Annotated in this window: 28 protein-coding genes; 20 read left to right on the top strand and 8 right to left on the bottom strand. The window is 42.5% G+C overall.

What is annotated here, in order from left to right:
- Positions 1 to 5 precede the first annotated feature (5 nt).
- Both acpS and alr read left to right on the top strand, forming a co-directional pair.
- Positions 6 to 365, top strand: a complete 360-nt coding sequence (gene acpS, locus GPW69_RS08605; protein ID WP_014636124.1) for a holo-ACP synthase — start codon at positions 6 to 8, stop codon at positions 363 to 365.
- On the top strand, positions 358 to 1,461 hold the full coding sequence (alr, locus tag GPW69_RS08600; RefSeq protein WP_074391689.1) for an alanine racemase: 1,104 nt from the start codon (positions 358 to 360) through the stop codon (positions 1,459 to 1,461). Before acpS ends, alr begins: the two co-directional genes overlap by 8 nt.
- A 756-nt stretch (positions 1,462 to 2,217) precedes the next feature.
- On the opposite strand, the gene GPW69_RS08595 is transcribed toward alr, so the two are convergent.
- Positions 2,218 to 3,573, bottom strand: coding sequence for an aspartate kinase (locus GPW69_RS08595; protein WP_002942489.1), 1,356 nt, complete (start codon positions 3,571 to 3,573; stop codon positions 2,218 to 2,220).
- 176 nt (positions 3,574 to 3,749) lie between these two features.
- On the opposite strand from GPW69_RS08595, the gene GPW69_RS08590 reads away from it, so the two are divergent.
- From GPW69_RS08590 to GPW69_RS10750, 17 genes are all read left to right on the top strand, one after another.
- The gene (locus GPW69_RS08590) at positions 3,750 to 4,391 is read left to right on the top strand and encodes an HAD family hydrolase (RefSeq protein WP_014638572.1); all 642 of its coding nucleotides are present in this window, start codon (positions 3,750 to 3,752) and stop codon (positions 4,389 to 4,391) included.
- Positions 4,392 to 4,827: 436 nt separating this feature from the next.
- Complete coding sequence (locus tag GPW69_RS08585) at positions 4,828 to 5,619, top strand: enoyl-CoA hydratase (protein ID WP_009910717.1); 792 nt, start codon at positions 4,828 to 4,830, stop codon at positions 5,617 to 5,619.
- Positions 5,620 to 5,699: 80 nt separating this feature from the next.
- On the top strand, positions 5,700 to 6,134 hold the full coding sequence (gene fabT, locus GPW69_RS08580; RefSeq protein WP_009910713.1) for a fatty acid biosynthesis transcriptional regulator FabT: 435 nt from the start codon (positions 5,700 to 5,702) through the stop codon (positions 6,132 to 6,134).
- Entirely contained in the window at positions 6,131 to 7,108 is a 978-nt protein-coding gene (locus GPW69_RS08575; RefSeq protein WP_074391690.1) for a beta-ketoacyl-ACP synthase III, read from the top strand. The genes fabT and GPW69_RS08575 overlap by 4 nt, the downstream gene beginning before the upstream one ends.
- A 59-nt stretch (positions 7,109 to 7,167) precedes the next feature.
- The gene (locus tag GPW69_RS08570; protein WP_002938891.1) at positions 7,168 to 7,392 is read left to right on the top strand and encodes an acyl carrier protein; all 225 of its coding nucleotides are present in this window, start codon (positions 7,168 to 7,170) and stop codon (positions 7,390 to 7,392) included.
- Between the two features lie 487 nt (positions 7,393 to 7,879).
- Complete coding sequence (gene fabK, locus GPW69_RS08565) at positions 7,880 to 8,845, top strand: enoyl-[acyl-carrier-protein] reductase FabK (RefSeq protein WP_074391691.1); 966 nt, start codon at positions 7,880 to 7,882, stop codon at positions 8,843 to 8,845.
- Position 8,846: 1 nt separating this feature from the next.
- On the top strand, positions 8,847 to 9,767 hold the full coding sequence (fabD, locus tag GPW69_RS08560; protein ID WP_074391692.1) for an ACP S-malonyltransferase: 921 nt from the start codon (positions 8,847 to 8,849) through the stop codon (positions 9,765 to 9,767).
- 9 nt (positions 9,768 to 9,776) lie between these two features.
- Entirely contained in the window at positions 9,777 to 10,511 is a 735-nt protein-coding gene (gene fabG, locus GPW69_RS08555) for a 3-oxoacyl-[acyl-carrier-protein] reductase (protein ID WP_074391693.1), read from the top strand.
- A gap of 293 nt (positions 10,512 to 10,804) precedes the next feature.
- Entirely contained in the window at positions 10,805 to 12,040 is a 1,236-nt protein-coding gene (fabF, locus tag GPW69_RS08550; protein WP_074391694.1) for a beta-ketoacyl-ACP synthase II, read from the top strand.
- A complete protein-coding gene (gene accB / locus GPW69_RS08545) occupies positions 12,041 to 12,517 on the top strand; it encodes an acetyl-CoA carboxylase biotin carboxyl carrier protein (protein ID WP_074391695.1) in 477 nt (158 codons plus the stop codon).
- Positions 12,514 to 12,936, top strand: coding sequence for a 3-hydroxyacyl-ACP dehydratase FabZ (gene fabZ, locus GPW69_RS08540; protein WP_024406598.1), 423 nt, complete (start codon positions 12,514 to 12,516; stop codon positions 12,934 to 12,936). Before accB ends, fabZ begins: the two co-directional genes overlap by 4 nt.
- Before the next feature lie 292 nt (positions 12,937 to 13,228).
- The gene (locus tag GPW69_RS08535) at positions 13,229 to 14,596 is read left to right on the top strand and encodes an acetyl-CoA carboxylase biotin carboxylase subunit (RefSeq protein ID WP_074391696.1); all 1,368 of its coding nucleotides are present in this window, start codon (positions 13,229 to 13,231) and stop codon (positions 14,594 to 14,596) included.
- A gap of 235 nt (positions 14,597 to 14,831) precedes the next feature.
- Positions 14,832 to 15,698: an acetyl-CoA carboxylase, carboxyltransferase subunit beta gene (gene accD, locus GPW69_RS08530; protein ID WP_074391697.1), complete on the top strand. Its 867-nt coding sequence runs from the start codon at positions 14,832 to 14,834 to the stop codon at positions 15,696 to 15,698.
- Positions 15,695 to 16,468, top strand: coding sequence for an acetyl-CoA carboxylase carboxyl transferase subunit alpha (locus tag GPW69_RS08525; protein WP_074391698.1), 774 nt, complete (start codon positions 15,695 to 15,697; stop codon positions 16,466 to 16,468). The genes accD and GPW69_RS08525 overlap by 4 nt, the downstream gene beginning before the upstream one ends.
- Before the next feature lie 134 nt (positions 16,469 to 16,602).
- Complete coding sequence (locus GPW69_RS08520; protein WP_079848517.1) at positions 16,603 to 17,265, top strand: CPBP family intramembrane glutamic endopeptidase; 663 nt, start codon at positions 16,603 to 16,605, stop codon at positions 17,263 to 17,265.
- Between the two features lie 58 nt (positions 17,266 to 17,323).
- Positions 17,324 to 17,785: a hypothetical protein gene (locus GPW69_RS08515; protein ID WP_232051798.1), complete on the top strand. Its 462-nt coding sequence runs from the start codon at positions 17,324 to 17,326 to the stop codon at positions 17,783 to 17,785.
- Positions 17,698 to 17,976 carry a CPBP family intramembrane glutamic endopeptidase gene (locus GPW69_RS10750; protein ID WP_332068171.1) on the top strand — a complete coding sequence of 93 codons (279 nt, stop codon included), beginning with the start codon at positions 17,698 to 17,700 and terminating at the stop codon, positions 17,974 to 17,976. Before GPW69_RS08515 ends, GPW69_RS10750 begins: the two co-directional genes overlap by 88 nt.
- Before the next feature lie 45 nt (positions 17,977 to 18,021).
- Here the strand turns inward: GPW69_RS10750 and GPW69_RS08510 are convergent, their stop codons facing one another.
- The 7 genes from GPW69_RS08510 to GPW69_RS08480 form a co-directional block, all read right to left on the bottom strand.
- Positions 18,022 to 18,237 (bottom strand): PspC domain-containing protein, encoded by a 216-nt coding sequence (locus GPW69_RS08510; protein WP_024381939.1) that lies wholly within the window; start codon positions 18,235 to 18,237, stop codon positions 18,022 to 18,024.
- Positions 18,238 to 18,248: 11 nt separating this feature from the next.
- On the bottom strand, positions 18,249 to 19,523 hold the full coding sequence (serS, locus tag GPW69_RS08505; protein ID WP_074391699.1) for a serine--tRNA ligase: 1,275 nt from the start codon (positions 19,521 to 19,523) through the stop codon (positions 18,249 to 18,251).
- A 219-nt stretch (positions 19,524 to 19,742) separates the two neighbouring features.
- On the bottom strand, positions 19,743 to 20,114 hold the full coding sequence (locus GPW69_RS08500) for a DUF956 family protein (protein ID WP_074391700.1): 372 nt from the start codon (positions 20,112 to 20,114) through the stop codon (positions 19,743 to 19,745).
- Between the two features lie 59 nt (positions 20,115 to 20,173).
- Complete coding sequence (locus GPW69_RS08495; protein WP_024416344.1) at positions 20,174 to 21,085, bottom strand: PTS system mannose/fructose/sorbose family transporter subunit IID; 912 nt, start codon at positions 21,083 to 21,085, stop codon at positions 20,174 to 20,176.
- A 17-nt stretch (positions 21,086 to 21,102) separates the two neighbouring features.
- The gene (locus tag GPW69_RS08490; RefSeq protein WP_024393899.1) at positions 21,103 to 21,912 is read right to left on the bottom strand and encodes a PTS mannose/fructose/sorbose transporter subunit IIC; all 810 of its coding nucleotides are present in this window, start codon (positions 21,910 to 21,912) and stop codon (positions 21,103 to 21,105) included.
- A gap of 31 nt (positions 21,913 to 21,943) precedes the next feature.
- The gene (locus tag GPW69_RS08485; protein WP_014638554.1) at positions 21,944 to 22,936 is read right to left on the bottom strand and encodes a PTS sugar transporter subunit IIB; all 993 of its coding nucleotides are present in this window, start codon (positions 22,934 to 22,936) and stop codon (positions 21,944 to 21,946) included.
- A gap of 227 nt (positions 22,937 to 23,163) precedes the next feature.
- Positions 23,164 to 23,976, bottom strand: a complete 813-nt coding sequence (locus GPW69_RS08480) for a Cof-type HAD-IIB family hydrolase (RefSeq protein ID WP_074391701.1) — start codon at positions 23,974 to 23,976, stop codon at positions 23,164 to 23,166.
- A gap of 345 nt (positions 23,977 to 24,321) precedes the next feature.
- Between GPW69_RS08480 and GPW69_RS08475 the strand changes: the two genes are divergently transcribed.
- Positions 24,322 to 25,782: an NCS2 family permease gene (locus tag GPW69_RS08475; RefSeq protein WP_074391702.1), complete on the top strand. Its 1,461-nt coding sequence runs from the start codon at positions 24,322 to 24,324 to the stop codon at positions 25,780 to 25,782.
- Positions 25,783 to 25,826: the final 44 nt, after the last annotated feature.

The raw sequence follows: 25,826 nt of genomic DNA, 5'->3' as shown, positions 1-25,826 counted from the left end.
GATTAATGATAGTAGGACATGGCATTGACCTTCAGGAGATGGAGGCGATTGACAGTGCCAGAATCAAACACCAAGGGTTTCCCAAAAAGATTCTCACAGAGAAGGAATTTGAACGGTATCAAAGTCTGTCCGGTCGCCGTCAGCTAGAATATTTAGCTGGACGTTGGTCAGCCAAAGAAGCGCTGACCAAGGCCTTGGGGACAGGTATTGGTAAGATAGGATTTCATGATATTGAAATTCTGAATACCAGCAAAGGAGTTCCCTATGTGACGAAGAGTCCCTTTGATGGGAATATTTGGCTCAGCATTAGCCATTCAGGAAATTTTGTACAAGCTAGTGTGATTTTGGAGGAGAAAGATGATTGAAAGTGAACATCGACCCACGCAAATTCGGGTTAACTTAGATGCGATTGCGGAAAATTTCGAGCAAGTAATGACCAACTTGCCCCCTAAGACTGAAGCATTTGCTGTTGTTAAGGCGAATGCTTATGGTCATGGAGCTGTTGCGGTAGCGAAAAAGTTATCCAGTCAAGCAGCTGGTTTTTGTGTTTCGAATTTGGATGAAGCATTAGAGTTACGTAAAGCAGGTATCGAGCATCCTATCTTGATTTTAGGAGTGGTTCCTGTACGTTTTTTACCAGTAGCTCATCAACTCAATATCAGTGTGACAGTTGCTAGTCTGGACTGGTTGCAAGATGCAAAAGACTTAGAGGCTGATTTATCTGGTCTAACTGTCCATCTTAAGCTGGATACAGGTATGGGGCGGATTGGTTTTAGAAAAATAGCCGATTTGCTACAAGCGATTGCTATCCTTGAAGAATTAGAGTATGACATCGAAGGAGTCTATACTCATTTTGCTACTGCGGATGAGGTTGATCAGGCGCACTTCGAGAGTCAACTGTCTGTTTTTAAAGAATTTTTGGATGTTCTACCAATTACTCCGCGCTGGATTCATGCCAGCAATTCAGCAACAAGCATTTGGCATGCTGATACAGTATTTAACCTGGTTCGTTTGGGAAACATTCTTTATGGACTTAATCCAAGTGGACGAGTACTAGAACTCCCGTTTGATGTTCAACCAGCCTTATCTCTCGTATCTGAAATTGTTCATGTAAAGCAGGTTGAAGCTGGCACAACAATTGGCTACGGAGCTACTTATCACAGTACCGATTCAGAATGGATTGCGACCGTTCCGATAGGATATGCAGATGGTCTTGTACGAAGCTTACAAGGCTTATCAGTCCTAGTCGATGGGCAGGCCTGTGAAATTGTAGGGCGTATTTCGATGGACCAGATCACCATTAGTTTACCTCATGCTTATCCACTTGGTCAAAAAGTCACCCTAATCGGTCAAGATGGAGATAAAACAATCTCTGTTCAGGAGTGGGCTGATCGCATCGGAACTATAAATTACGAGGTGGTTTGTCTTTTGACAGATCGCCTACCTCGAATTTTTGAGTAAACGTGACGATAATCCGCCTCTTTCACTAGGATAGAAGGCTAAAATATTAGAGAGGTATTGCCTAGAGATTGTCTATAATACAAATATCGTCATTTAGTTGACTTTTATTACTTCGACAATCGAGGAAATATCGTTTCCATATTTCCAACTTCAAACACTCCACTGGATTGTTTGAACTCGCCTTGCCTGATTTTGTAAAAGTGACTTGCTTTGCAAGCAATCTGGGGGATACGAATAGTCCAGCGGACTATATTCGTACCTGAGCCTGAAAACAAAAAAGCGAAGTGCATCAGCTGGTCACCTAGAATAAGAAAGCATGGAGTTATGCCTGTGGCTTTTGATGTGAACATCGTTCACTTTGTCCCCAGTCTCCAACTATCTCCCAGATAGTTGGAGCGAGTACTAAAAGTAAACTAAAAGACTATAATGAGTCTGGTCAAAAAGTCTAATACTCTTCGAAAATTAAAATTATCCGTTGTCAACTTGCCTTGATGAACTCCAGTTCTATCTTCGACTTCGTTTCCTAGGCTACTTTTGATTTTCATTGAGTATAAAAAATAAAAAAATAGCTTAGAATTGCATCGTCAGAAACGTTCATTCTAAGCTATTTTTGTTTATTCAAATTTTAATTGTTACTCAATGAAAATTAAAATCAGACTAGCTCCAATGGAGCTTGACACTCATCAAATCAAGTCAACAATGTCTGGTTTTGATTTTCAAAGAGTATGAAGTGGGAACTGACCGACCTCGTTGTGATTATTGCTCGTTAAAAAAAGCTTCATAGAGTGCGTGCAGAGCGCGTTTCTTTTCTTCGGTTTTGACAACGAACATAACAGAAACTTCACTGGCTCCCTGTGAAATCATTGCCAAGTTGACATTTTGTTTAGAGAGGGCAGTGGTAGCGGTAGCTGTTACACCGACATGGCTCTTCATATTTTCACCAACAATCATGATAATAGATAAACCATGTTCGATTTCGGCCTTGTCAACTTCCATTTTCGTATTGAGTTGACGAAGGATTTCTTCTTCCTTGATAGGAGTCAATTCACGCTCACGGACTACGATGGATAAATCGTCAATCCCGGTCGGCATGTGCTCCCAGCGAATATTGAGATCTTCGAGAATTTGCAACACTTTGCGACCAAAACCAACTTCACGGTTCATCAAGTATTTAGACAAGTTAATGCTGACAAAACCATCGTCTGCAGCAATACCGACAACAGGAACTGTTTGCTCGGTATGTTTGTGTACAATTCGGGTACCAGGGTGAGTTGGGTTATTGGTGTTTTTGATAACCAATGGAATTCGTCCGCGATAGGCAGGAAGGAGAGCTTCATCGTGGAGGACGGAGAAACCTGCATAAGCTAATTCTCGCATTTCACGATAGGTCAATTCTTTAATTGAATGTGGATTTTTAATGATGCCAGGATGGGCTGCAAAAATACCATCGACATCTGTAAAGTTTTCATAGAGGTCAGCCTTGACCCCGGCAGCAATGATGGAACCTGTAATATCCGATCCACCTCGTGAGAAGGTACAAATCTGGTTATCAACAGTTACACCGAAGAATCCTGGGATAATGAGTACTTCATCTGTATCACGAAGCTCTTCGATTTTGTCATAACTTGAAGGCAAAATGCGAGCATTTCCTGGTTCGGAGCTGACAATAATACCAGCTTTTTTAGGATGGACATAGCGTGCAGGCAATCCTCTGTGGGTAAAATATTCGGCAATCAATTTGGCATTATTATCTTCACCAGCTGCTAAGAACGCGTCGTAAAGGAATTCGTTATCATCAATTGGTAGGCTGGCCAAAGAGATGATGCTGTCTGCGATTTTCTTCATGCTGTTAGCTGTGAAACCAAGTTCGTCAACCATTGCTTGATAACGGTTGATGATCCATTCTTGACTGGCAGTCACATCTTTTCCGTTAACATATTCTTTATAATATTTAATCAACGCATCAGTAACTTTAGTATCCTCGGCATTGCGTTTTCCAGGTGCAGACACCACAACAAAGCGACGTTCTGAATCAGATTGAACAATATTGAAAACTTTTTCTAACTGTCCAGCTGAAGCAAGTGAGCTTCCCCCAAATTTAATAACTTTCATTCTCATCTCCTTGGATATTTTTTTCTATTATAGCAGAATGATATGAAATTGTCAGTATGTTCAGACAAATCTTGCCAAGAATTTTATCGAAAAACGAACAAGAGACAAGTATGAAAATTTCAGAAAAACATTTTTTTCTTTCAACTGTGTTACAATTAAAGTAATAGGAGGCGAGTATGGTAAAAGCAATTATTTTCGACATGGATGGTGTACTTTTTGATACAGAAACATTCTATTTTCAGCGTCGAGCAGATTTTTTAGCGACAAAAGGTTTATCGGTTGATCATTTGGATCCATCTATATTTGTCGGTGGAAGGGCTAGTCAAATTTGGCAACGGATTTTAGGGGATGATTATGATAACTGGGATGTCCCTGCCTTGGAAGAAGAATATCGTGTGTATAAAGAAAAGCGACCAACCCCTTATGCAGAGAGGATTTTTCCTGAAGTTAAAGCGGTATTGGAGAGACTAACTATCCAAGGTATTCCTGTAGTTTTGGCTTCAAATACCGACCGTTCAGAAATCGAACGTGCTTTACTAGATGCTGGTATACGCTCTCACTTTAGTCATGTTTTCTCAGCGATGGATTGTGAGGCCCCAAAACCAGATCCCACAGTTTATATGAAAGCAGCTAGTGCAACAGGAGTAGCTAAATCGGACATTTTAGTATTTGAAGATAGTGCGAAGGGGATTGAAGCGGCTAAAAAAGCAGGTTTGACAGTTTGGGCTATTCGAGACCAGCATTATGGAATTGATCAATCGAAAGCAGACAAATTGGTAGACAATCTTGAAGAGGCCTTTGACTTACTGCGATTTTAAGAAATATGATATTGTAGTCCAAGTATTAGTTCTCGTGAAAAATGGTATTTCTAGCTCAGAATCCAGTTAAATCTTCCAAAAGTATTAACGTGAAAAATGATAGTTGTAAATTAAACTTAGAGCCTATAATTTACAGTTCAGATTTGCATATTGAGGTTGTTTTTTCAAAATACAGTCAGTATTTCCCGCAAAAACTACCTTGATGACTGAAAAAGCCAAGGCGCTTTTCGTGTGAATATAGGTTCTTAGACACGTTATTTTCTAGCATATCTAAATTTTATATTGCGATGATAGCCCCCATCTTTTTCGGACGTCACACTTTACTTGCTAGAAAAAAAGTGACAATTTTAAAAACTGTGTTACAATGGAAAACAAGAATTTGAAGTTTGATATTCAAATCTTTTAATTATCAAACTATTTTGAAAGGAGCAAGGGAATGGCCTACCAAACAATTCGTTATGAAGTAATTGATTCCGTAGCGATTCTAACTTTAAACAGACCGGAAGTGGCAAATGGTTTTAATATTCCTATGTGTGAAGAAATCTTAGAAGCAATCCGCCTTGCAGAAGGGGATGCCTCCGTTAAAATTTTACAAATTCAAGCACAGGGTTCCATTTTCTCCGTTGGTGGAGATTTAGTTGAGATGAAGCGTGCAGTTGATGATGATGATATTGCTTCTTTGGTAAAAATAGCAGAGCTGGTGAATGATATTTCGTTTGCGATGAAGAAATTGTCTAAAGTAGTCATTATGGTGACAGATGGGGCAGTGGCTGGAGCCGCGGCTAATATGGCAGTGGCAGCTGATTTTGTTATTGCCTCCAGCAAGACAAAATTCATCCAAGCCTTTGTAGGTGTTGGACTTGCACCGGATGCGGGGGGGCTCTTTCTACTGAGTCGTGCTATTGGGGCTAATCGTGCTAGTCACTTGGCGATGACTGGGGAGGGCTTATCAGCGGATAAGGCTTTAGAATATGGGATTGTTTATAAATTGGCAGAGCCAGAAAAACTAGAAAAGACGGTTGCCCAGGTCATAAAAAAACTCTTGCGAGGCTCGGTAAATTCTTATGCAGCAATCAAACAACTGACATGGGAAAGTCAATTTAAAGATTGGGAGTCTTATCGCCGATTGGAGCTGGATTTGCAAGAAACATTGGCCTATAAAGAGGATTTTAAAGAGGGAGTTCGAGCGCATGCAGAACGACGTAGACCAGTGTTTACGGGAGATTAATTTTTAAATTAGTAAAAAAATGTTTGACAATCAAAGTTTTATGGTTTATACTTTGACTATCAAAGTAAAGGAGGCCTGTTTTGGAAGATCCAAAAGTAAATGAATATCTAACGGCCATTTTTAACAATGTGTTGGTGATTGAAGAAACAAGTCTGCGTGGTAGCCGATTCAATGATATTTCGATTAAGGAAATGCACACGATTGATGTGATAGGAAGCATTGATGGAGCTACTCCGAGTGATGTTGCTCGGACTTTGATGGTAACCTTAGGTACTGTTACAACTAGCTTGAACAATTTGGAAAGAAAAGGATATGTTGAGCGTATTCGTTCGACCAAAGATCGGCGAGTTGTTCATCTCTACCTGACCAAAAAAGGTCGACTAGTCTATCGTTTGCATCAACGATTTCACAATGAAATGGTAAAACAGATTACAGATGGTATGGATGAAACAGAGTATCAGGTAATGAAGAAAGGACTCATGAAACTCTATCACTTCTTGGAGGATTTGAAATGAGAAACCATGCTAAAATCAGTCAGGTGGCCCACTATCTTCCGAAGAAGATTGTGACCAACGATGATTTGGCTCAACGAATGGAGACCAGTGATGAGTGGATTCGTAGCCGTACAGGTATCGGTCAACGACACATTGTTACTGGAGAGATGACGAGTGATTTGGCTAGTCAAGTGGCTAGAAAATTACTGGAAAAGTCTCAGCTAGATGCTAGTGAAATTGACTTCATCATCGTAGCAACGATTACTCCAGATGCTTCAATGCCATCTACGGCAGCTATGGTTCAAGCGGCAATTGGCGCGAAAAAGGCTTTCGCCTATGATCTCGTTGCAGCTTGTTCAGGATTTGTTTTTGCGCTATCAACAGCGGAAAAATTCCTTGCTTCAGGAGTCTATAAGAGAGGGCTTGTCATTGGTGCAGAGACCTTATCTAGGTCTGTCGACTGGTCGGATCGATCAACGGCTGTTTTATTTGGAGATGGTGCTGGAGGAGTTTTGCTGGAAGCGTGCGAACAACCGAGCTTTTTAGCAGAAATCTTGCGAACGGATGGCGGTCGAGGTGCTAGTCTGACAGCAGGGATAGACCAGAAAGAGACGCCATTCTCGACACAAAGTCGTCAACAACCCTTTATCCAAATGGAGGGCAGAGCTATATTTGAATTTGCTACGAGGGATGTTACGGCAACCATGGCAGAGCTGCTAGAACAAGCTGATATGACTGTGGATTGCGTTGATTATTTCTTGCTCCACCAAGCCAATATACGTATCCTAGATAAGATGGCTCGTAAATTGGGAGTGGCGCGTGAAAAATTTCCAGCAAATATGGATAAATATGGCAATACCAGCGCAGCAAGTCTTCCTATTCTCTTATCAGACTGTGTAGAGAGCGGAATGTTGCGATTGGATGGAAGCCAGACTGTTCTCATGGCTGGTTTCGGTGGAGGCCTCACATGGGGAACTCTACTCTTACAACTTTAGTTAATTCCTTGCCCTAGGCAAGATTAAAATATTTTATTTTCCAAAAGGAGACACATATCATGGCAGTATTTGAAAAAGTACAGGAAATCATCGTTGAAGAATTGGGTAAGGATGCTGAAGAAGTAACCCTTACAACAACATTTGAAGATTTAGATGCAGATTCATTGGATCTTTTCCAAGTTATCTCTGAAATCGAAGATGCCTTCGATATTCAAATCGATACTGAAGAAGGCTTGACAACTGTAGGCGATTTGGTTGCTTATGTTGAAGAAAAAACAAAATAATTATAGTCATTCAGTTTATCTTTTATTACGTCAACGAATGAGGAAACTTCGTTTCCTTATTTCCAACTTCAAATAAACTTTTGTTTATTTGAACTCGCAATGCCGTACTCTACGAATGTTACTTGCTATCGTAAGTACGATTTCCAACCTTCAATAGTCCGCTGGACTATTGAAGCTATCTACAGCAATTGACACAAACTTCGTTTGTTTTATTTCCGACCTTTACCAGTCTATTCCTAGACTGGTAAAGCTAGTACTAAAAGCAAACTGAAAGACTATAGTATTCCTCTCCTTATTTCAAAGATAATATAAGGAAGAGGATAGCTAAGAAAAGTGCTGGTGAGCATTTTTCTTAAGTCAAATACTTTGATAATCAAAACATTGAAATATCAAACTATTTTTTGAGTGAGGGGGCAACCCTTCACTTGTTTACCTAATGATTTGATATTCAAATGATTAGGTAAGCAAGAAAAAAGATGAGGGAATTATGAAGACGAAAATAACAGAATTGCTCGATATTAAGTATCCAATTTTTCAAGGTGGTATGGCTTGGGTAGCTGATGGAGATTTGGCTGGTGCCGTATCTAATGCAGGTGGTCTAGGAATCATCGGTGGAGGAAATGCTCCCAAAGAGGTGGTCAAGGCAAATATTGACAAGGTTAAATCTATCACGGACAAGCCTTTCGGTGTCAATATCATGCTTTTGTCTCCTTTTGCGGATGACATTGTTGACTTGGTCATCGAAGAAGGTGTGAAAGTTGTCACTACAGGAGCAGGAAATCCAGGGAAGTATATGGAGCGTCTCCATGCTGCAGGAATTACAGTTATTCCTGTTGTACCGAGTGTAGCCCTTGCAAAACGCATGGAAAAATTAGGGGTAGATGCTGTTATTGCTGAAGGTATGGAAGCCGGAGGCCATATTGGTAAATTGACCACCATGACCTTGGTTCGTCAGGTTGTTGAAGCCGTATCTATTCCTGTTATTGCTGCTGGAGGTATTGCAGATGGTGCAGGTGCAGCGGCAGCATTCATGTTGGGTGCAGAAGCGGTGCAAGTTGGAACTCGTTTTGTAGTAGCTACAGAGTCCAATGCCCATCAGGCTTATAAGGAAAAAGTTTTAAAAGCTAAGGATATTGATACAACTGTATCTGCTTCTATTGTTGGACATCCTGTGAGAGCTATCAAGAATAAGTTGTCATCTGCTTATGCAGCTGCAGAGAAAGATTTCTTGGCAGGTAAAATTTCGGCAGATGCTATTGAAGAACTTGGTGCAGGAGCACTCCGCAATGCAGTTGTTGATGGTGATGTAACAAATGGCTCCGTGATGGCTGGTCAAATTGCTGGTCTGGTTTCTAAAGAAGAATCTTGTGAAGATATTTTGAAAGACATCTATTATGGAGCAGCCAAAGTGATTAAAGAAGAGGCAAGCCGTTGGGCCTCGGTTGGAGAATAGGATGACAAAGACAGCTTTTCTTTTTGCAGGTCAAGGGTCTCAGACAGTGGGGATGGCTCGCGACCTTTACGAATATTCCCCGATAGTTAGAGAAACGTTTGACCAGGCTAGTCAGATTCTGGGGTATGACATTCGCGACCTGATTGACAATCAAGAGGATAAATTACATCAGACTCGCTATACCCAGCCTGCTATTTTGACTACTTCTGTGGCTATTTTTCGACTGTTGGAAGAAGAGGGAATACAACCTGATATGGTAGCTGGTCTATCCTTGGGAGAATATTCAGCTCTGGTGGCATCGGGAGCTTTGGCCTTTGAAGATGCGATTGACCTGATTGCTAAGCGTGGTAAATATATGGAAACGGCTGCGCCAGCAGGGACTGGTAAGATGGTTGCTGTTCTCAACACAGATGTCAACCTGATTGAAGAAGTCTGTTCGTCAGTTACCTCTGGGATTGTTTCCCCAGCCAACTACAACACACCAGCCCAAATCGTCATCGGAGGCGAGGTGGCTGCAGTGGATGAGGCGGTTGAATTGCTGAAGGAAGCAGGTGTCAAGCGGATGATTCCGCTCAATGTATTTGGCCCCTTTCACACGGCTCTTTTAAAACCAGCATCAGACCAGTTAGCCCTGGCCTTGGAGCAGGTGGAATTTGCGGACTTCCAAGTAGAGTTGGTCGGTAATACGGAAGCCAAGGTCATGAAAAAAGAGGACATCAAGTCCCTCTTGACCCGTCAAGTGATGGAACCAGTCCGTTTTTATGAGTCAATCGCAACCATGCAGGAAGCTGGCGTGACTAACTTTATTGAAATCGGTCCAGGTAAAGTCTTATCAGGATTTATCAAGAAAATCGATAAGACGGCGCATGTTGTAGCAATTGAAGATATAGAGGGGCTACAAATAGTATTGAATAAATCATGAGGAGGAATCATGGAATTAACAAATAAAAATGTTTTTGTAACAGGTTCAAGTCGAGGAATCGGATTGGCCATTGCCCATAAGTTTGCCAGTCTTGGTGCCAATGTGGTACTGAACGGTCGTAGTCAATTAGGGCAAGAGATTCTGGATAGCTTTGCAGATTACGGTGTGAAAGTCCTCGCTATTTCAGGAGATATTTCGAGCGCGGAAGATGCCAAACGAATGGTGGCAGAAGCTATCGAAACCCTCGGTAGCGTCGATATTTTGGTCAATAATGCAGGGATTACCAAAGACGGTATGGCTCTTCGTATGACAGAAGAGGATTTTGATACGGTTCTGAAGGTAAATCTTACTGGAACTTTTAATATGACGCAGGCTGTTTTGAAACCAATGACAAAGGCTCGTGAGGGTGCTATTATCAATCTATCAAGTGTATCTGGCTTGATTGGAAATGCTGGACAGGCCAACTATTCTGCTTCTAAGGCAGGTGTGATTGGATTTACTAAAGCCATTGCCCGTGAGGTTGCAGGGCGAAATGTTCGTGTCAATGCGATTGCGCCGGGCTTTATCCAGTCTGATATGACAGATGTTTTATCTGACAAGATTAAAGAAGCTATGACGGCACAAATTCCTATGAAACGCTTTGGTGCGACAAAAGAAGTAGCTGATGTTGCTGTATTCCTTGCCAAGCAAGAATATCTAACAGGACAGGTGATTGCTGTTGACGGCGGCTTGACCATGCAGTAATCCAGTCTTCCAGTTTATCTTTTATTACTTCGACGAGCGAGGAAACTACGTTTCCAGATTTCCAGCTTCAAACAATCTATTGGATTGTTTGAACTCGCTTTGCCGTACTAACGGAGCGTTACTTACTATCGTAAGTACGATTTCCAATCTTCAATAGTCCACTGGACTATTGAAGATGTCTGCAGCTTGTTGAAATGAACTTTGTTAGTAGTACTAAAAGCAAACTGAAAGACTGCAATAACGCACTGTAAATTCAATGTTGTTTTGTGTGTTATTTTAAGAGAGGTTTGAAAATGACAAAATTAAATCGTGTAGTAGTAACAGGCTACGGTCTGACATCTCCAATCGGAAATACGCCAGAGGAGTTCTGGGATAGTTTGAAAGCAGGGAAAATTGGGATCGGAAAGATTACCAAGTTTGATACCAGTGAATATTCGGTCCATAATGCTGCGGAATTAAAAGATTTTCCTTTTGACAAATATTTCGTTAAAAAGGATACAAATCGCTACGATAATTACTCGCTCTATGCACTCTATGCAGCTAAAGAAGCGATTGCTAATGCACAGCTGGATACAGAGACGGTGGATAGTGACCGTTTTGGCGTTATCTTGTCAACAGGTATTGGTGGTATTTTGGAAATTGAAGAGCAAGTGGCTCGGATGAACGAAAAAGGTCCAAAACGCATTCGTCCCATGGCTCTTCCAAAGGCCTTGCCAAATATGGCGGCTGGAAATATTGCTATGCAGGTCGGTGCAAATGGTGTCTGCAAGTGTATCATCACAGCCTGCGCTTCATCAAATGATGCCTTAGGAGAAGCCTTCCGTGAAATCAAGTTTGGTTTCCAAGATGTCATGTTGGCAGGTGGAGCAGAAGCAGCCATTACTCCATTTGCAATCGGTGGTTTCCAAGCTTTGACAGCTATGTCGACTACTGAGGATCCAGAACGTGCGTCTATTCCATTTGACAAGGACCGCAATGGTTTTGTCATGGGAGAGGGTTCCGCGGTTTTAGTATTGGAAAGTTTGGAACACGCAGAAGCGCGTGGGGCGACGATTTTGGCTGAAATCGTCGGTTATGGAAATACTTGCGATGCTTACCACATGACTTCTCCACATCCAGAAGGTCTGGGTGCTATTAAGGCCATGAAGTTGGCCATTTCAGAAGCAGGTTTAGAGCCAGCTGATATTGATTATATCAATGCCCATGGTACTTCGACACCGGCTAATGAAAAAGGGGAAAGCCAAGCTATCGTATCCGTCTTCGGCAAGAACACGCCAGTTTCTTCTACCAAGTCCTTCACAGGGCACTTGTTGGGGGCGGCGGGTGCAGTTGAGGCGGCAGCTGTCATTGAGGCTATGCGTCATTCTTACGCACCAAAGACAGCTGGTACGACAGAATTATCTGAAGATATTGAAGCGGATGTCATTTATGGACAGGGGCGTGATATAGAAATCCGCCATGCCATTTCAAATACATTTGGCTTTGGAGGTCACAATTCGGTGATTGCTTTCAAACGTTGGGAGGCTTAAGTGAATATTACAGAAATAAAGGATTTGATGAGTCAGTTTGACCAGTCAAGTTTGCGAGAATTTTCATATAGCAATGCTGGGGAAACCTTGCATTTCAGTAAAAATCAGCAGGCGATAGTGGTTCCGAGTCCAGCGGTAGAAGCTCCGCTTGTTCCAGTAGCTCCTGCAAGCCCAGCCTCTGTGCCAGCAGTTGAAACGAGTGAACCAGCTCCAGTAGAAGCAGGTGCAAGCTCTGTGGCAGAAGGTACGGTAGTGGAAAGTCCTTTGGTCGGCGTGGCTTATTTGTCACCAGCCCCTGACAAGCCAGCCTTTGTAGCAGTTGGCGATACGGTCAAAAAAGGGCAGACTCTCATGATTATCGAAGCCATGAAGGTCATGAACGAAGTGCCTGCTGACCGTGACGGTGTGGTCACAGAGATTTTGGTGGCCAACCAGGACGTTGTAGAATTTGGACAAGGATTGGTACGCATCAAATGATTGATATTTTGAAAATTAAAGAGGCTCTTCCTCATCGCTATCCAATGCTCTTGGTCGATCGTGTCCTTGAAGTATCGGAAGATGAGATTGTCGCCCTCAAAAATGTGACCATTAACGAGCCCTTCTTCAACGGGCATTTCCCAGACTATCCTGTCATGCCAGGTGTTCTCATCATGGAGGCTTTGGCACAAACCGCAGGTGTCTTGGAGTTGTCCAAGGAAGAAAACAAGGGCAAGCTGGTTTTTTATGCCGGCATGGATAAGGTTAAATTTAAGAAGCAAGTTGTACCTGGTGACCAGTTGATCATGACTGCTAAATTTGTCAAACGCCGTGGAACCATTGCGGTCGTTGAGGCAAAGGCAGAGGTGGACGGAAAACTGGCTGCGTCGGGGATGTTGACTTTTGCTATTGGAAAATAATACTCTTCGAAAATCAAACTCAGCCGTTGTTGACTTGATTTGATGAGTGTCAAGCTCCAGTGGATCTTGACAGCCTGCTACGATAAAATAAGAAAGTAGCAGGGGGCTATCTGCTCTTGGAGAAACGAACTTCGTTCGCTCTATCTCCAACCTCCAAAGGTTTCCCAAACCTTTGGAGCTAGCCTGATTTTGATTTTCATTGAGTATGAAACAGTCCTTTATTTTTCAAACTAGTTAAGGACTGTGATTGTTATAACAATTATTCTATGTTAAAAAGGAGATAGGATTCATCATGTTTGAGAAGATTTTGATTGCCAATCGTGGTGAGATTGCGGTGCGGATTATTCGTGCGGCCAGGGAGTTGGGGATTGCGACGGTGGCTGTCTATTCAGAGGCTGACAAGGAAGCCCTCCACACCATGTTGGCAGATGAGGCTGTCTGTATCGGACCTGCTCGTTCGACAGATTCCTATCTCAATATGCAGTCGGTCATCTCGGCGGCTGTTGTGACAGGTGCCCAGGCTATTCATCCCGGCTTTGGATTTTTGAGTGAAAACTCCAAATTCGCCACCCTCTGTGAAGAGGTTGGTATCAAGTTCATCGGACCTTCTGGAACGGTCATGGATACCATGGGGGATAAAATCAATGCTCGGGCAGAGATGATTAAGGCTCAAGTGCCTGTCATTCCAGGCTCAGACGGTGAGGTCTTGACCAGCCAAGAAGCCCTTGCAATCGCTGAAAAGATTGGCTATCCTGTCATGCTCAAGGCATCGGCAGGTGGTGGCGGTAAGGGGATTCGTAAGGTGGAAAAAGCCGAAGACCTAGTGCCTGCCTTTGAATCAGCTTCCAGCGAAGCCAAGGCAGCTTTTGGCAACGGTGCCATGTATATGGAGCGTGTCGTCTATCCAGCCCGCCACATCGAAGTACAGATTTTGGCAGACCAGCACGGTCATGTCATCCATCTGGGAGAACGGGACTGTTCCCTTCAACGCAACAACCAGAAAGTCTTGGAAGAAGCTCCGTCGATTGCTATTGGCCAGACCATGCGGGATCGTATCGGTCAAGCAGCAGTGCGGGCTGCCCAGTCAGTTGGCTATGAAAATGCAGGAACCATTGAGTTCCTATTGGATGAAGCCAAGGGCGAATTTTACTTCATGGAAATGAACACACGGGTGCAGGTGGAACATCCAGTTACCGAGTTTGTCACCGGTGTGGATATTGTCAAGGAGCAAATCAAGATCGCGGCTGGTCAGGAACTCAGCGTCCGTCAAGAAGATGTGAAGATTACAGGTCATGCTATTGAATGCCGGATCAATGCTGAAAATCCAGCCTTCAACTTCGCCCCAAGTCCAGGTAAGATTTCCAATCTCTACCTGCCAAGTGGTGGCGTTGGTCTGCGTGTGGACTCGGCAGTTTATCCAGGCTACACCATTCCGCCTTATTACGATTCCATGATTGCCAAGGTTATCGTGCATGGGGAAAATCGTTTTGAAGCTCTGATGAAGATGCAGCGAGCCCTCTACGAATTGGAAATTGACGGAGTGGTGACCAATACCGACTTCCAGCTGGATTTAATTTCCGACAAGCGAGTGGTGGCTGGTGATTACGACACCGCCTACCTCATGGAAGAATTTTTACCCCGCTATCAAGCAGAATTATAGTCTTTTAGATTACTTTTAGTACTCGCTCCAACTATCTGGTGGATAGTTGGAGGTTGGAAATAGAGCGAACAAAGTTCGCATCAACAGCCGTAGGCATAGCTGGAGTACGGCAAGGCGAGTTCAAACAATCCAGTGGAGTGTTTGAAGTTGGAAATAAGGAAACGGAGTTTCCTCTTACGTCGAAGTAATAAAAGAAAAACTAAATGACGATAAAAAAGTAAACTAGGAGAATGCTATGGCTTTTTTTCGCAAAAAGGACAAATATATCCGCATCAACCCCAATCGTTCGCGGATAGAGTCAGCACCTCAAGCAAAGCCAGAGGTGCCAGATGAACTCTTTTCCAAATGCCCAGCTTGTAAGGAAATCCTCTACAAAAAGGATTTGGGATTAGAGAAAACCTGTCAACACTGTTCCTATAATTTTCGAATTACAGCCCAGGAACGCTTGGCATTGACAGTCGATAAAGGCTCGTTCGAGGAATTGTTTACAGGGATTGAAACCAAAAATCCCTTGGACTTCCCTAATTATTTGGAAAAATTGGCAGCCACCAGTCAAAAGACAGGTTTGGACGAGGCTGTTTTGACAGGAAAGGCGACCATCAGCGGACAACCAGTTGCCCTTGGAATCATGGATTCGCACTTTATCATGGCTTCAATGGGAACGGTGGTCGGTGAGAAAATTACCCGCCTCTTTGAACTGGCTACTGAAGAGAAATTGCCAGTCGTCCTCTTTACCGCCTCTGGCGGTGCTCGGATGCAGGAAGGTATTATGAGCCTGATGCAAATGGCTAAGATTTCGGCAGCTGTAAAACGCCATTCCAATGCTGGCCTCTTTTACCTGACGGTCTTGACAGACCCTACAACAGGAGGTGTGACGGCTAGTTTTGCCATGGAAGGTGATATTATCCTGGCTGAGCCACAGACTTTAGTTGGCTTTGCAGGTCGCAGGGTGATTGAGTCAACTGTACGTGAAAATCTACCAGATGATTTCCAGAAGGCTGAATTTTTACAAGAACATGGCTTTGTTGATGCAATTGTCAAACGTCAGGACTTGCCTGCGACCATTGGTCGCTTGTTGAGAATGCATGGAGGTGTCAGATGACAAGTGATGTAGCACGTATGATCCGTTTGGCACGTGACCAGGCTCGCCTGACGACCTTGGACTATGCCACACAATTCTTTGATGACTTTATCGAACTGCATGGCGATCGGAATTTCCGTGATGACAGAGCAGTTGTGGGTGGCATCGGCTTTCTAGCAGGTCAGCCAGTGACAGTTATCGGTATCCAAAAAGGGAAGAACCTCCAGGACAACCTCAAACGCAACTTTGGTCAGCCCCACCCAGAAGGCTACCGCAAGGCCCTTCGCCTCATGAAGCAGGCGGAGAAGTTTGGTCGCCCAGTTGTCACATTTATTAATACTGCAGGAGCTTATCCAGGCGTCGGTGCAGAGGAGCGTGGACAGGGCGAGGCCATTGCCCGAAACCTAATGGAGATGAGCGACCTCAAGGTACCTATTATCGCCATTATCATCGGCGAGGGAGGCTCTGGCGGAGCCCTTGCTCTAGCAGTCGCAGACCAGGTCTGGATGCTGGAAAACTCTATGTACGCCGTCCTCAGCCCTGAAGGTTTCGCATCAATACTCTGGAAAGACGGCAGTCGGGCCATGGAAGCGGCAGAACTGATGAAGATCACTTCTTATGAGTTGGAGAAACTCCAAGTGGTTGATCGGGTTGTTTTGGAAAATGGCAGAGCGACCAAGGAAGTCTTGTCTGACATCAAGGAAAACTTGTTCAGCCAGTTGGCTCAACTACAAGCATTGCCACTTGATGAGCTGCTCGAAAACCGTTATCAACGCTTTAGAAAATACTAGGAAGACCTAGTATTTTTTCTTGGTTTTTATTGACAAAAGAAAACTATCGTTGTAAAATCTTGTTAAATAATATAATAAATTTTGTAGCAGACGAGCTATACTTATTTACTATTTAATTAGGGTAGGAGAATGATATGGAAACATTCAGTCAACGATTGAAATGGCTTGGTCGAAAACTTTGGCTTTTGGTGAGAGTGCTTGGCTTGTTAGTCCTTGCTGTTATTCCGGATTTAATATTGGATAATTCTGTCTCGCAAGTCGCGCAATGGGCTGCAGGTTTGGTATCACTGGTTTTGATTGTTTTTATGTACTGGCGAGCTGAGAAGAATGGGCTTGCCATTTGGGATAGAAAATTCCTGACCTGGAAGGGCTTTGGGCTGGTAGCACTAACATTTTCCATAGCTTATTTAAGTAAAAAGCTGGGTTATTTTATTATGGAGCTTCAAGGAATTGAGGATACCGCCAATCAGCTTGATATTGAAACGATTTTGCAGAAGATTCCAGCTTGGCTAGCCTTCATAAATTTTGTATGTCTACCTGCTATTTCAGAAGAAATAATTGTTAGAGGTTATCTGTTCAAGAAGTTATTTGAAAAGTACAAGATGTTGGGAATTGTAGTATCTGGTTTGATTTTTGCCCTTTTACATGGACCAACGGATTTGGGTTCTTGGGTTTTGTATTCCCTTCCGGGTTTCCTGTTTGGGTACCTGTATTATAAGACGGATTACCTCATCTATCCCATGGCAGTTCATTTTATCAATAATGCTTGGGCCTTTTTGGCTTACTATTATCTATAGTTTTTGATCAGGAGGGTATGGATATGGTCTATATGGAGAAGTGGTTAGGAGGTTGGAAATGTTAGAAACATTCAGTCAACGATTGGAATGGATTTGTAGGAAAATCTGGATTTTATTGCAGGCCTTTCTATTATTGCTTCTTGAACTCATTCCAACTTTCATATTGCAACAATCCACCTCGCCAGTCGCTCAATGGACTGCAGGTCTATCTTCTATTACTATTATGGTCTTTATGTGTTGGTTGGCAGAAAGGAAAGGGCTTGCTATTTGGGATAGAAAATTCCTTACTTGGAAGGGACTTGGACTGGTTGCCCTCACCTTACTGTTCACTAGTCTTTCTACTGCCTTAGGGCATACTATCATGGACCTTCGAGGAATTGAAGATACGGCTAATCAGATTGGCATTGAGAAGATGCTACAGATGATTCCTTTTTGGTTAGCCTTTGTCAGAATAGCTTGTCAGGCAGTCATTTCAGAGGCTATCTATTCAAAAAGTTATTTGAAAAGCATAAGATTCTAGGAATTGTAGTATCTGGTTTGATTTTTGCTTTCCTGCATGGACCAACAGATTTGGGTTCATGGATTATTTATGCTAGCCCAGGATTTTTAATGGCTTATCTCTACTACAAGACAGATTACCTCATCTATCCTATAGCAGTGCATTTTATCAATAATGCCTGGGCGGTAGTGGCATTTTACTATTTTCAATAAGGGAAACGAAAAGACGATTCCGTTCGGAGTCGTCTTTTGCATGCTTTAGTTGAGTTCAGACTTGTCTGGTAAAAGTATAGCCAGAATGATGTAGGCAGTTAGAAAGGGTAGGTTGGTTACAATAGCTAATATAATGACCACTAAACGAACATTTTCTAATTTCCAACCGTAGTTTTCATATAGGTCAAAGTAGTCATAAAGACCTGCGATAACGCCAGCCAGTTCACCACGACTTTTGTCCTTATACCATTTCTTTTTCATATTCCTTACCTCTAAGGTTTAATCACATCAACCCCACCCATGTATGGACGGAGAACTTCTGGAATGGTGACAGAACCATCTTCGTTTTGGTAGTTTTCAAGGATGGCAGCCACTGTACGACCAACCGCTAGACCAGAACCGTTGAGGGTGTGGAGCAATTTAACCTTACCGTCAGCAGCATCGCGGTAGCGGATTTGGGCACGGCGAGCTTGGAAATCTTCTGTGTTGGAACAGCTTGAGATTTCACGGTAGGCATTTTGGGCAGGAATCCAGACTTCCAAGTCGTAGGTCTTAGCAGCTGAGAAGCCCATATCTCCTGTACAGAGGGCCAAAACGCGGTATGGCAAGCCTAGTTTTTGGAGAATATTTTCTGCGTTTGCGGTCATTTTTTCCAATTCATCATAAGACTGCTCTGGTGTGGCAAATTTGACCATTTCAACCTTGTGGAATTGGTGGAGGCGGATCAGACCACGGGTGTCACGACCAGCAGAACCAGCTTCAGAACGGAAAGATGGACTCATAGCTGTGAAGTAGATTGGTAGGTCTTTTTCTTCCAAAATTTCGTTGCGGTAGTAGTTGGTCAATGGTACCTCCGCAGTTGGAATGAGGACATAGTTAGTGTCTGCCAACTCAAAGGTATCTTCCTTGAACTTAGGATATTGACCAGTACCAAACATAGAGTCGTGGTTGACCATGTAAGGCGTGATGATTTCTTGGTAGCCTTCTGCGATATGCTCGTCCAACATGAAGTTGTAGAGGGCACGTTCTAAGCGAGCACCCAAGTTCTTGTAGAAGAGGAAGCGTGCACCAGTTACTTTTGCGCCACGTTCCCAGTCCAGAATATCTAGGTCTTCGCCCAAATCCCAGTGAGCTTTTGGCTCGAAAGTGAATTCACGTGGAGTACCCCAACGACGAACTTCCACGTTCTCTTCTTCATCTGCACCAACAGGGACAGAATCGTGCGGCGTATTTGGAAGAACTGCAAGAATGGCATTTAGTTTTTCATCAATTTCCAAGAGTTCAGCATCCAAGTTTTTTACATCGGCAGACAGTTTTTGCATGGCAGCAATCTTGTCATCAGCATTTTCCTTGTTGCGTTTTGCTTGGGCAATCTCTGCTGAAACTGTGTTACGTTCAGCTTTTAATTCTTCTACAGTAACCAAGATTTCACGGCGTTTTTCATCCAATTCCTTGATGTTTGCCAAGGTTTCGGCAACCACACCACGAGTAGCTAATTTGGCAGCCACTCCGTCAAAATCTGTACGAATACGTTTGATATCTAGCATAGATGTCTCCTTTAGAATAAAAAACACAGAATGAGAGATGCTGGAGCGATATTTACCGCGGTTCCATCCAGCTTCACATTCTGTGCACTTGATTGTATGTTGATAATTTCATAACGGTAGAATTTCACAACTTTTTCCTATCTGCTCACAGCGACCGCAGACTTTCTGGAAGGAGCCAGATGCTACTTATCCGTTTCTACTACTATTATACTTGAATTTTTATTTTTTGGCAAATAGATTCGAAATTTTTCTGCCGATTGTTTGCATAAGAGTTGGTAATTTCACAACTTTTTCATTGCCGATATGCTCGCGGGCAATTTTAAGAATCTTACCAGAATCTTTAGATGCAAACAAGAATCGACTTTTCTCTGTATAAATTTCAAAATGACGGCTGATTGCTTTGCCAGAAACGTTTGCGCCAATGCTAGTCATTTCTGACCAAGGAATCTGGATATAGCGTTCAACGTTGCTATCTGGGTAGAATTCAAGTGCCTTGTCACCAATTAGAAATTTACCAACCTTGCCACCAAAGCCCATGTAGGAAACCCCTGTGGTTTGTAGTTCAACGTTTGTATTTTGTGATTGTGCCATAGTGCTCCCTTCCTAGATATTCATTATATCATAAAACCCCGCAAGAGCGGGGTCCTTGATTACATAATGTTGAAGAAACGAGCAAGAATACCTACGATGAAGAGACCGATAATCATTGTGATTGGTGTTACTTTCTTCTTAAGCAAGTGCATGCAGAGGAAAGTAAGGAGAAGTCCCATCAAACCAGGAATCAAGCTGTTCAACTGACCTTGCAATGTTTGTGCTTGAGTTGGGTAAAGGCTAAGTCCGCTAAGGGCGTCACCCAAGATACCTTGAAGTTCAGTACCAGTTACAGTGCCTTCTGGGAAGACGATGTAAGCACCTTCTGACAATTGTTTTGCAGGAAGGTCAACGGTGAAGTTGATAGATACCCAACGTTGAACAAGAACGGCAAGGATGAACATACCAAGGATTGAAGCACCTTTAGTGATGTCTTGAAGGATACCACCAGACATGTCTTTAGTGATTTCGCTACCAGCCTTGTAACCAAATTCTTGTGTATACCATAGGAAGGCCATACGGATTGCGTTCCAACCAAGGAAGAAGATGATTGGTCCCATGATATTCCCAGATAGTGCAAGTGAAGCACCAAGAGCACCAAGGATTGGACGAACAGTAAACCAGAAGACTGGGTCACCGATACCAGCAAGAGGTCCCATCATACCGATTTTCACACCTTGGATAGCTGTGTCATCGATTTCAGCACCATTAGCACGCTCTTCTTCAAGGGCAAGAGTTACACCAAGGATTGGTGAAGCAACGTATGGGTGTGTGTTGAAGAATTCCAAGTGGCGCTCAAGAGCAGCAGCTTGATCTTCTTTTTTAGTGTAAAGTTTTTTGATAGCTGGGATCATTGCATAAGCCCAACCTAAGTTTTGCATACGCTCATAGTTCCATGAACCTTGAAGGAAGGTTGAACGCCACCAAACTTTTTTACGATCGCTTACGGAAAGTTGAATTTTTTCTGACATGATGAATCTCCCTTCTCTTAGTAGTCTTCAAGGATGTCGCCGATTGGGTCGTTAGATGAAGCACCACCGTTACCTGATCCGCCTTGTTTTGACAAGTTGAGGTAGATAAGCGCGATTGCAACACCGATAACACCAAGTGCGATAAGTGTCAATTGGCTGATAGCAGCAAAGGCAAAACCAAGTGCGAAGAATGGCCATACTTCACGAGTTGCCATCATGTTGATAACCATAGCGTAACCTACGGCAACAACCATACCACCGCCGACAGCCATACCGCCTGACAACCAAGCTGGCATAGACTCAAGAACTGCTTGAACTGCCTCAGCTGGAATTGCTAGAAGAAGAGCTGCAGGAACTGCGATACGCAAACCTTGAAGGAGAAGAGCAAACAAGTGGTAACGTTCTACAGCAGCGAAGTTTGCATCTTTAGCAGCGTTGTCAGCACCGTGTACAAGACCGACTGAGATAGTACGAACGATCATTGTAAGGAAAAGACCAGCTACGGCAAGAGGGATAGCAGTTGTTGTTGCAACGGCAATACCTTCAGTTGAGAAGTCGCCACCTTTGATCATGATGATTGCAGCAGCTACAGAAGCAAGAGCAGCGTCAGGAGCAACAGCTGCACCGATGTTTGCCCAACCAAGTGCAATCATTTGTAGAGAACCACCAAGCATAACACCTGCAGCCAAGTTACCAGTCACAAGACCGATAAGGGTACAAGCTACCAATGGTTGATGGAATTGGAATTCGTCAAGGATACCTTCAAGACCAGCGAAGAAGGCAACGATGACAACGAGAATTGCAGAAATAAGTGTAATATCTGACATGTTGTAATCCTTTCTATACTAACAGATCGATTTATTGAACGTTTGCCTTGTTGATAAGTTCAAACAAGTCTTTCTTCGAATCGTTTGGTACTTTACGCACATCAAATTCAACGCCAAGGTCACGCAATTTTTCAAAGGTTGCAACGTCATCTTTGTCCATTGACAATACGTTGTTAACCATTGTTTTACCAGTTGAGTGAGCCATAGAACCAACGTTCAATTCTTTGATTTCAACACCACCTTCAATTGCTTCAAGAGCTTCTTGAGGAGTTTCGAAAAGAATCAAGGCGTGAGTGTTACCGAATCGAGGGTCTTTAGAAACCTCAATCAATTTCTTGATTGGGACAACGTTCGCTTTTACGTTACCAGGTGCAGCTTGTTTGATGAGTTGTTTACGCAATTCATCTTTGGCAACTGTATCTGATGCAACGATGATACGATCTGCTTTGGAAGCAGGAGTCCAACCAGTCGCCACTTGACCGTGCAAGAGACGAGTGTCGATACGGGCTAAGTTGATTTTCAACTTGCCATCACCGATAACAGTACCTGGAGGGATAGCACCTTGTAGTGCAACAGGAGCAGCATCGGCAACAGGAGTAGCTTCAGCTGGTTGAAGTTCTTCTGGAAGAACTTTGATACCATCTTTGGCTTCCTTGATAATGTTTGCCGCAACTTCTTCCACGCCAGCAGCAGCGTTAATCATACGCTCTGTGTAAGCTTGGATAAGCATTGGCAAGTTTAGACCGGTGATGATAGCAAACTTACGATCTGGATTTTCACCAGCTACGCGACTTGCTTGGTTGAATGGTGAACCACTCCAAAGGTCAGCCAAAACCAAAACTTCATCATCGGCATCGAATGCGTCCACGGCAGCATTTAGCTTAGCGTATAAATCATCTGGACCTTCACTTGGCATAAAAGTAACAACTTGTACTTTTTCTTGTTCGCCAAAGATCATTGAACCTGACTGATGAATACCAGCAGCAAATTCGCCATGACTTGCAATAATGATTCCAATACTCATTATTGATCCTCCTAAATTTTTTCTAGTTCCTTTGAAATGTAAAACTATGAATAGGCTTACATTTTTTGAACTTGTCTATTATAAAACGTTTTCAGTGTATTTGTCAAGAGGAATTATGTTAATAGTGCAAAATATTTCCGAAATTTTTCATAAGTTGGTTTCAAAAAAGTGATAAAAATATGCAACGAATATGACAAAAACCTGACAGTTTATCAGGTTTTTGATGCCTATAAAAATAGGTTTTCTAGTTCACGTGCGACACCATCTTCAAAATTAGCAAATGCTGTCAATCTGTCGGCATGTGGACGAAGTGTATCGCTACAATTTTTCATGGCATAGGCTGTTCCTGCTAGGTCTAGCATCTCAACATCGTTGTGCTCATCTCCGAAGGCAATTAAGTCGCTAGGAGTGGCTTGGTAGAGGTTAAGAACATAGCTCAGAGCGGTTGCCTTATTGACACCTTTTGCACAAGTTTCGAGGATATTTAATGGTCCTCCCCACGTATTGATTTCTAATTCATCTTTGAAATAGGCATTCATTTCTTTTGCAAGTTCATACTTATCAGTTGCACGAGTCTGCATAAGGATGGAATGAGGATCACTAGTGATTAATTCAGGTTTGATGAGTGTATCTGGAGTAATCTGTTCAACCCCCATCAGAGCAGGATCAATCTTATCTAAGTTCTTTTGAGTGATGTAGAATTTATTCTTGTATTCACCAGCAATAAAATCTGCCTCGAATGTTTCTTCTTCTTTTAGAAATTCGAGTAGGTATTTTTTGTCGATTAAAATATTTTGTTCCCATTGCCATTTCTTTCCAGGGATGTGAACTAAAGAACCGTTGAAATTAATCATTGGAGTATCCAGTTCTAGTTGTTGGTAAAATTTTTCAGCCATTCGATAGGGGCGACCTGTGGCGATAAGAACGGTGTGTCCTGCTTGGCGGACCTTCTTTATAGTTGAGATGGTATAATCAGATAATTGGCTATCATTATTGAGCAATGTGCCGTCCAAATCGAAAGCTATGATTTTTTTCTTCATATTTAATAGCATTCCTTTCTAGAGTTGTTATACTAGTTTTAATAGTGAATAATGTTTAGCTAGTAGCTAGATTGCTGAGAAATTATTTTATGTGTCAAAGAATAGTACTTGTAGGTAACCATATCTTGAACTAATAATTTCCAGTATAACAAAAGGAGATAATAAAAGCAAAGAAGCAAGTAAATTTATATAGATTTTTTTGCAAGTTTGTAATGTTCGGTAATTACGAATATTCCGAGTTGTAAATTAATAAAATAACGTTTTCAAGATTAAAAAACTTGAAATTGGAATGTTTTTTGATTATAATGTTTTTATCGTTCGTAAATTAAAAGGAGAAATGAAAAAATGGATCAATTTTTTAAATTGAAAGAACATGGAACGACTGTTTCTACAGAAATTATGGCAGGACTTACGACTTTCTTTGCCATGTCATATATCTTGTTTGTTAACCCTAGTGTGTTAAGCGTTGCTGGAATGCCAACACAGGCTGTTTTCTTGGCTACAATAATTGCCAGTGCAGTTTCAACGCTTGTTATGGGATTATTTGCTAACGTACCTTACGCCTTGGCACCAGGTATGGGGTTGAATGCCTTCTTTACTTATACAGTGGTTATTGGTCTTGGTTTTACTTGGCAAGAAGCTTTGGCAATGGTTTTCCTCTGCGGTTTGTTTAACGTTTTTATCACAGTTACAAAGGTTCGTAAGAGTATTATCAAGGCGATTCCAGTTAGTTTACAACATGCCATCGGTGGAGGTATCGGGGTTTTCGTTGCCTATCTTGGTTTTAAAAACTCTAATTTAATCACCTTCTTGACATCTGGTTCAGATATTATTACTGTAAATGGTGTTGCTCCGGCAGATGCAACAGCAGAAACATTCTCAAACGGTGTTTTCTCAGTTTTTGCTGGTGGTGGTGTCGTACCTGGTATTTCAACCTTTACTGATCCAAGTGTTCTCTTGACAGTGTTCGGTCTCCTCTTGACAGCTGTTTTGGTTATTAAGAACGTGCGTGGAGCAATTTTGATTGGTATTATTGCAACGACTTTAGCTGGAATTCCAGCAGGTGTTGTGGATCTGTCTACAATCGATTTTGCAAACAACAATATCGGTACAGCCTTTGCGGAGCTTGGTACAACTTTCCTAGCGGCTTTTGATGGTTTATCTTCGCTCTTTGCAGACTCAAGCCGTCTACCACTTGTTTTGATGACTATCTTTGCATTCAGCTTGTCAGATACCTTTGACACACTTGGTACCTTTATCGGTACAGGTCGTAAGACTGGTATTTTCTCAGAAGAAGATGAAAAAGCTCTCGAAAATGGTACAGGTTTTAACTCTAAGATGGACAAGGCGCTCTTTGCAGATGCGATTGGTACCTCTATCGGTGCACTATTTGGTACTTCAAATACAACGACATATGTTGAATCGGCTGCAGGTATCTCTGCAGGTGGTCGTACTGGTCTGACAGCTGTTACAACAGCGGTTCTCTTCCTTCTTTCAATTCTTATCTTGCCATTTATCGGTATTGTACCAGCAGCGGCAACTGCTCCAGCTTTGATTATCGTCGGTGTCATGATGGTTTCATCATTCCTAGATGTGGATTGGAGCCAGTTTGAAGACGCTCTTCCAGCCTTCTTTGCGGCCTTCTTCATGGCGCTTTGCTTCTCTATCTCTTACGGTATTGCAGCAGCCTTTATCTTCTATTGCTTGGTAAAAGTTTCTACAGGTAAGGCTAAAGAAATTCATCCAATCCTTTGGGGTGCCACAGCTCTATTTATTCTGAATTTCATTATTCTAGCCATCTTGTAATCTGTTTATTATCCTTGAACTGATCTTTATTTGAAGGTCAGTTT

Origin of the sequence: Streptococcus suis (assembly GCF_902702775.1) — a bacterium.
Lineage (GTDB): Bacteria > Bacillota > Bacilli > Lactobacillales > Streptococcaceae > Streptococcus > Streptococcus hashimotonensis.
This window is presented reverse-complemented; position numbering and strand designations above follow the sequence as displayed.

What these genes read in the sequence shown, in the direction of transcription:
- acpS (WP_014636124.1), top strand. Translation starts at nt 6, where the DNA reads ATGATAGTAGGACATGGCATTGACCTTCAGGAGATGGAGGCGATTGAC.
- alr (WP_074391689.1), top strand. Translation starts at nt 358, where the DNA reads ATGATTGAAAGTGAACATCGACCCACGCAAATTCGGGTTAACTTAGAT.
- GPW69_RS08595 (WP_002942489.1), bottom strand. Translation starts at nt 3,573, where the DNA reads ATGAAAGTTATTAAATTTGGGGGAAGCTCACTTGCTTCAGCTGGACAG.
- GPW69_RS08590 (WP_014638572.1), top strand. Translation starts at nt 3,750, where the DNA reads ATGGTAAAAGCAATTATTTTCGACATGGATGGTGTACTTTTTGATACA.
- GPW69_RS08585 (WP_009910717.1), top strand. Translation starts at nt 4,828, where the DNA reads ATGGCCTACCAAACAATTCGTTATGAAGTAATTGATTCCGTAGCGATT.
- GPW69_RS08575 (WP_074391690.1), top strand. Translation starts at nt 6,131, where the DNA reads ATGAGAAACCATGCTAAAATCAGTCAGGTGGCCCACTATCTTCCGAAG.
- GPW69_RS08570 (WP_002938891.1), top strand. Translation starts at nt 7,168, where the DNA reads ATGGCAGTATTTGAAAAAGTACAGGAAATCATCGTTGAAGAATTGGGT.
- fabK (WP_074391691.1), top strand. Translation starts at nt 7,880, where the DNA reads ATGAAGACGAAAATAACAGAATTGCTCGATATTAAGTATCCAATTTTT.
- fabD (WP_074391692.1), top strand. Translation starts at nt 8,847, where the DNA reads ATGACAAAGACAGCTTTTCTTTTTGCAGGTCAAGGGTCTCAGACAGTG.
- fabG (WP_074391693.1), top strand. Translation starts at nt 9,777, where the DNA reads ATGGAATTAACAAATAAAAATGTTTTTGTAACAGGTTCAAGTCGAGGA.
- fabF (WP_074391694.1), top strand. Translation starts at nt 10,805, where the DNA reads ATGACAAAATTAAATCGTGTAGTAGTAACAGGCTACGGTCTGACATCT.
- fabZ (WP_024406598.1), top strand. Translation starts at nt 12,514, where the DNA reads ATGATTGATATTTTGAAAATTAAAGAGGCTCTTCCTCATCGCTATCCA.
- GPW69_RS08535 (WP_074391696.1), top strand. Translation starts at nt 13,229, where the DNA reads ATGTTTGAGAAGATTTTGATTGCCAATCGTGGTGAGATTGCGGTGCGG.
- accD (WP_074391697.1), top strand. Translation starts at nt 14,832, where the DNA reads ATGGCTTTTTTTCGCAAAAAGGACAAATATATCCGCATCAACCCCAAT.
- GPW69_RS08525 (WP_074391698.1), top strand. Translation starts at nt 15,695, where the DNA reads ATGACAAGTGATGTAGCACGTATGATCCGTTTGGCACGTGACCAGGCT.
- GPW69_RS08520 (WP_079848517.1), top strand. Translation starts at nt 16,603, where the DNA reads ATGGAAACATTCAGTCAACGATTGAAATGGCTTGGTCGAAAACTTTGG.
- GPW69_RS08515 (WP_232051798.1), top strand. Translation starts at nt 17,324, where the DNA reads ATGTTAGAAACATTCAGTCAACGATTGGAATGGATTTGTAGGAAAATC.
- GPW69_RS08510 (WP_024381939.1), bottom strand. Translation starts at nt 18,237, where the DNA reads ATGAAAAAGAAATGGTATAAGGACAAAAGTCGTGGTGAACTGGCTGGC.
- serS (WP_074391699.1), bottom strand. Translation starts at nt 19,523, where the DNA reads ATGCTAGATATCAAACGTATTCGTACAGATTTTGACGGAGTGGCTGCC.
- GPW69_RS08500 (WP_074391700.1), bottom strand. Translation starts at nt 20,114, where the DNA reads ATGGCACAATCACAAAATACAAACGTTGAACTACAAACCACAGGGGTT.
- GPW69_RS08495 (WP_024416344.1), bottom strand. Translation starts at nt 21,085, where the DNA reads ATGTCAGAAAAAATTCAACTTTCCGTAAGCGATCGTAAAAAAGTTTGG.
- GPW69_RS08490 (WP_024393899.1), bottom strand. Translation starts at nt 21,912, where the DNA reads ATGTCAGATATTACACTTATTTCTGCAATTCTCGTTGTCATCGTTGCC.
- GPW69_RS08485 (WP_014638554.1), bottom strand. Translation starts at nt 22,936, where the DNA reads ATGAGTATTGGAATCATTATTGCAAGTCATGGCGAATTTGCTGCTGGT.
- GPW69_RS08480 (WP_074391701.1), bottom strand. Translation starts at nt 23,976, where the DNA reads ATGAAGAAAAAAATCATAGCTTTCGATTTGGACGGCACATTGCTCAAT.
- GPW69_RS08475 (WP_074391702.1), top strand. Translation starts at nt 24,322, where the DNA reads ATGGATCAATTTTTTAAATTGAAAGAACATGGAACGACTGTTTCTACA.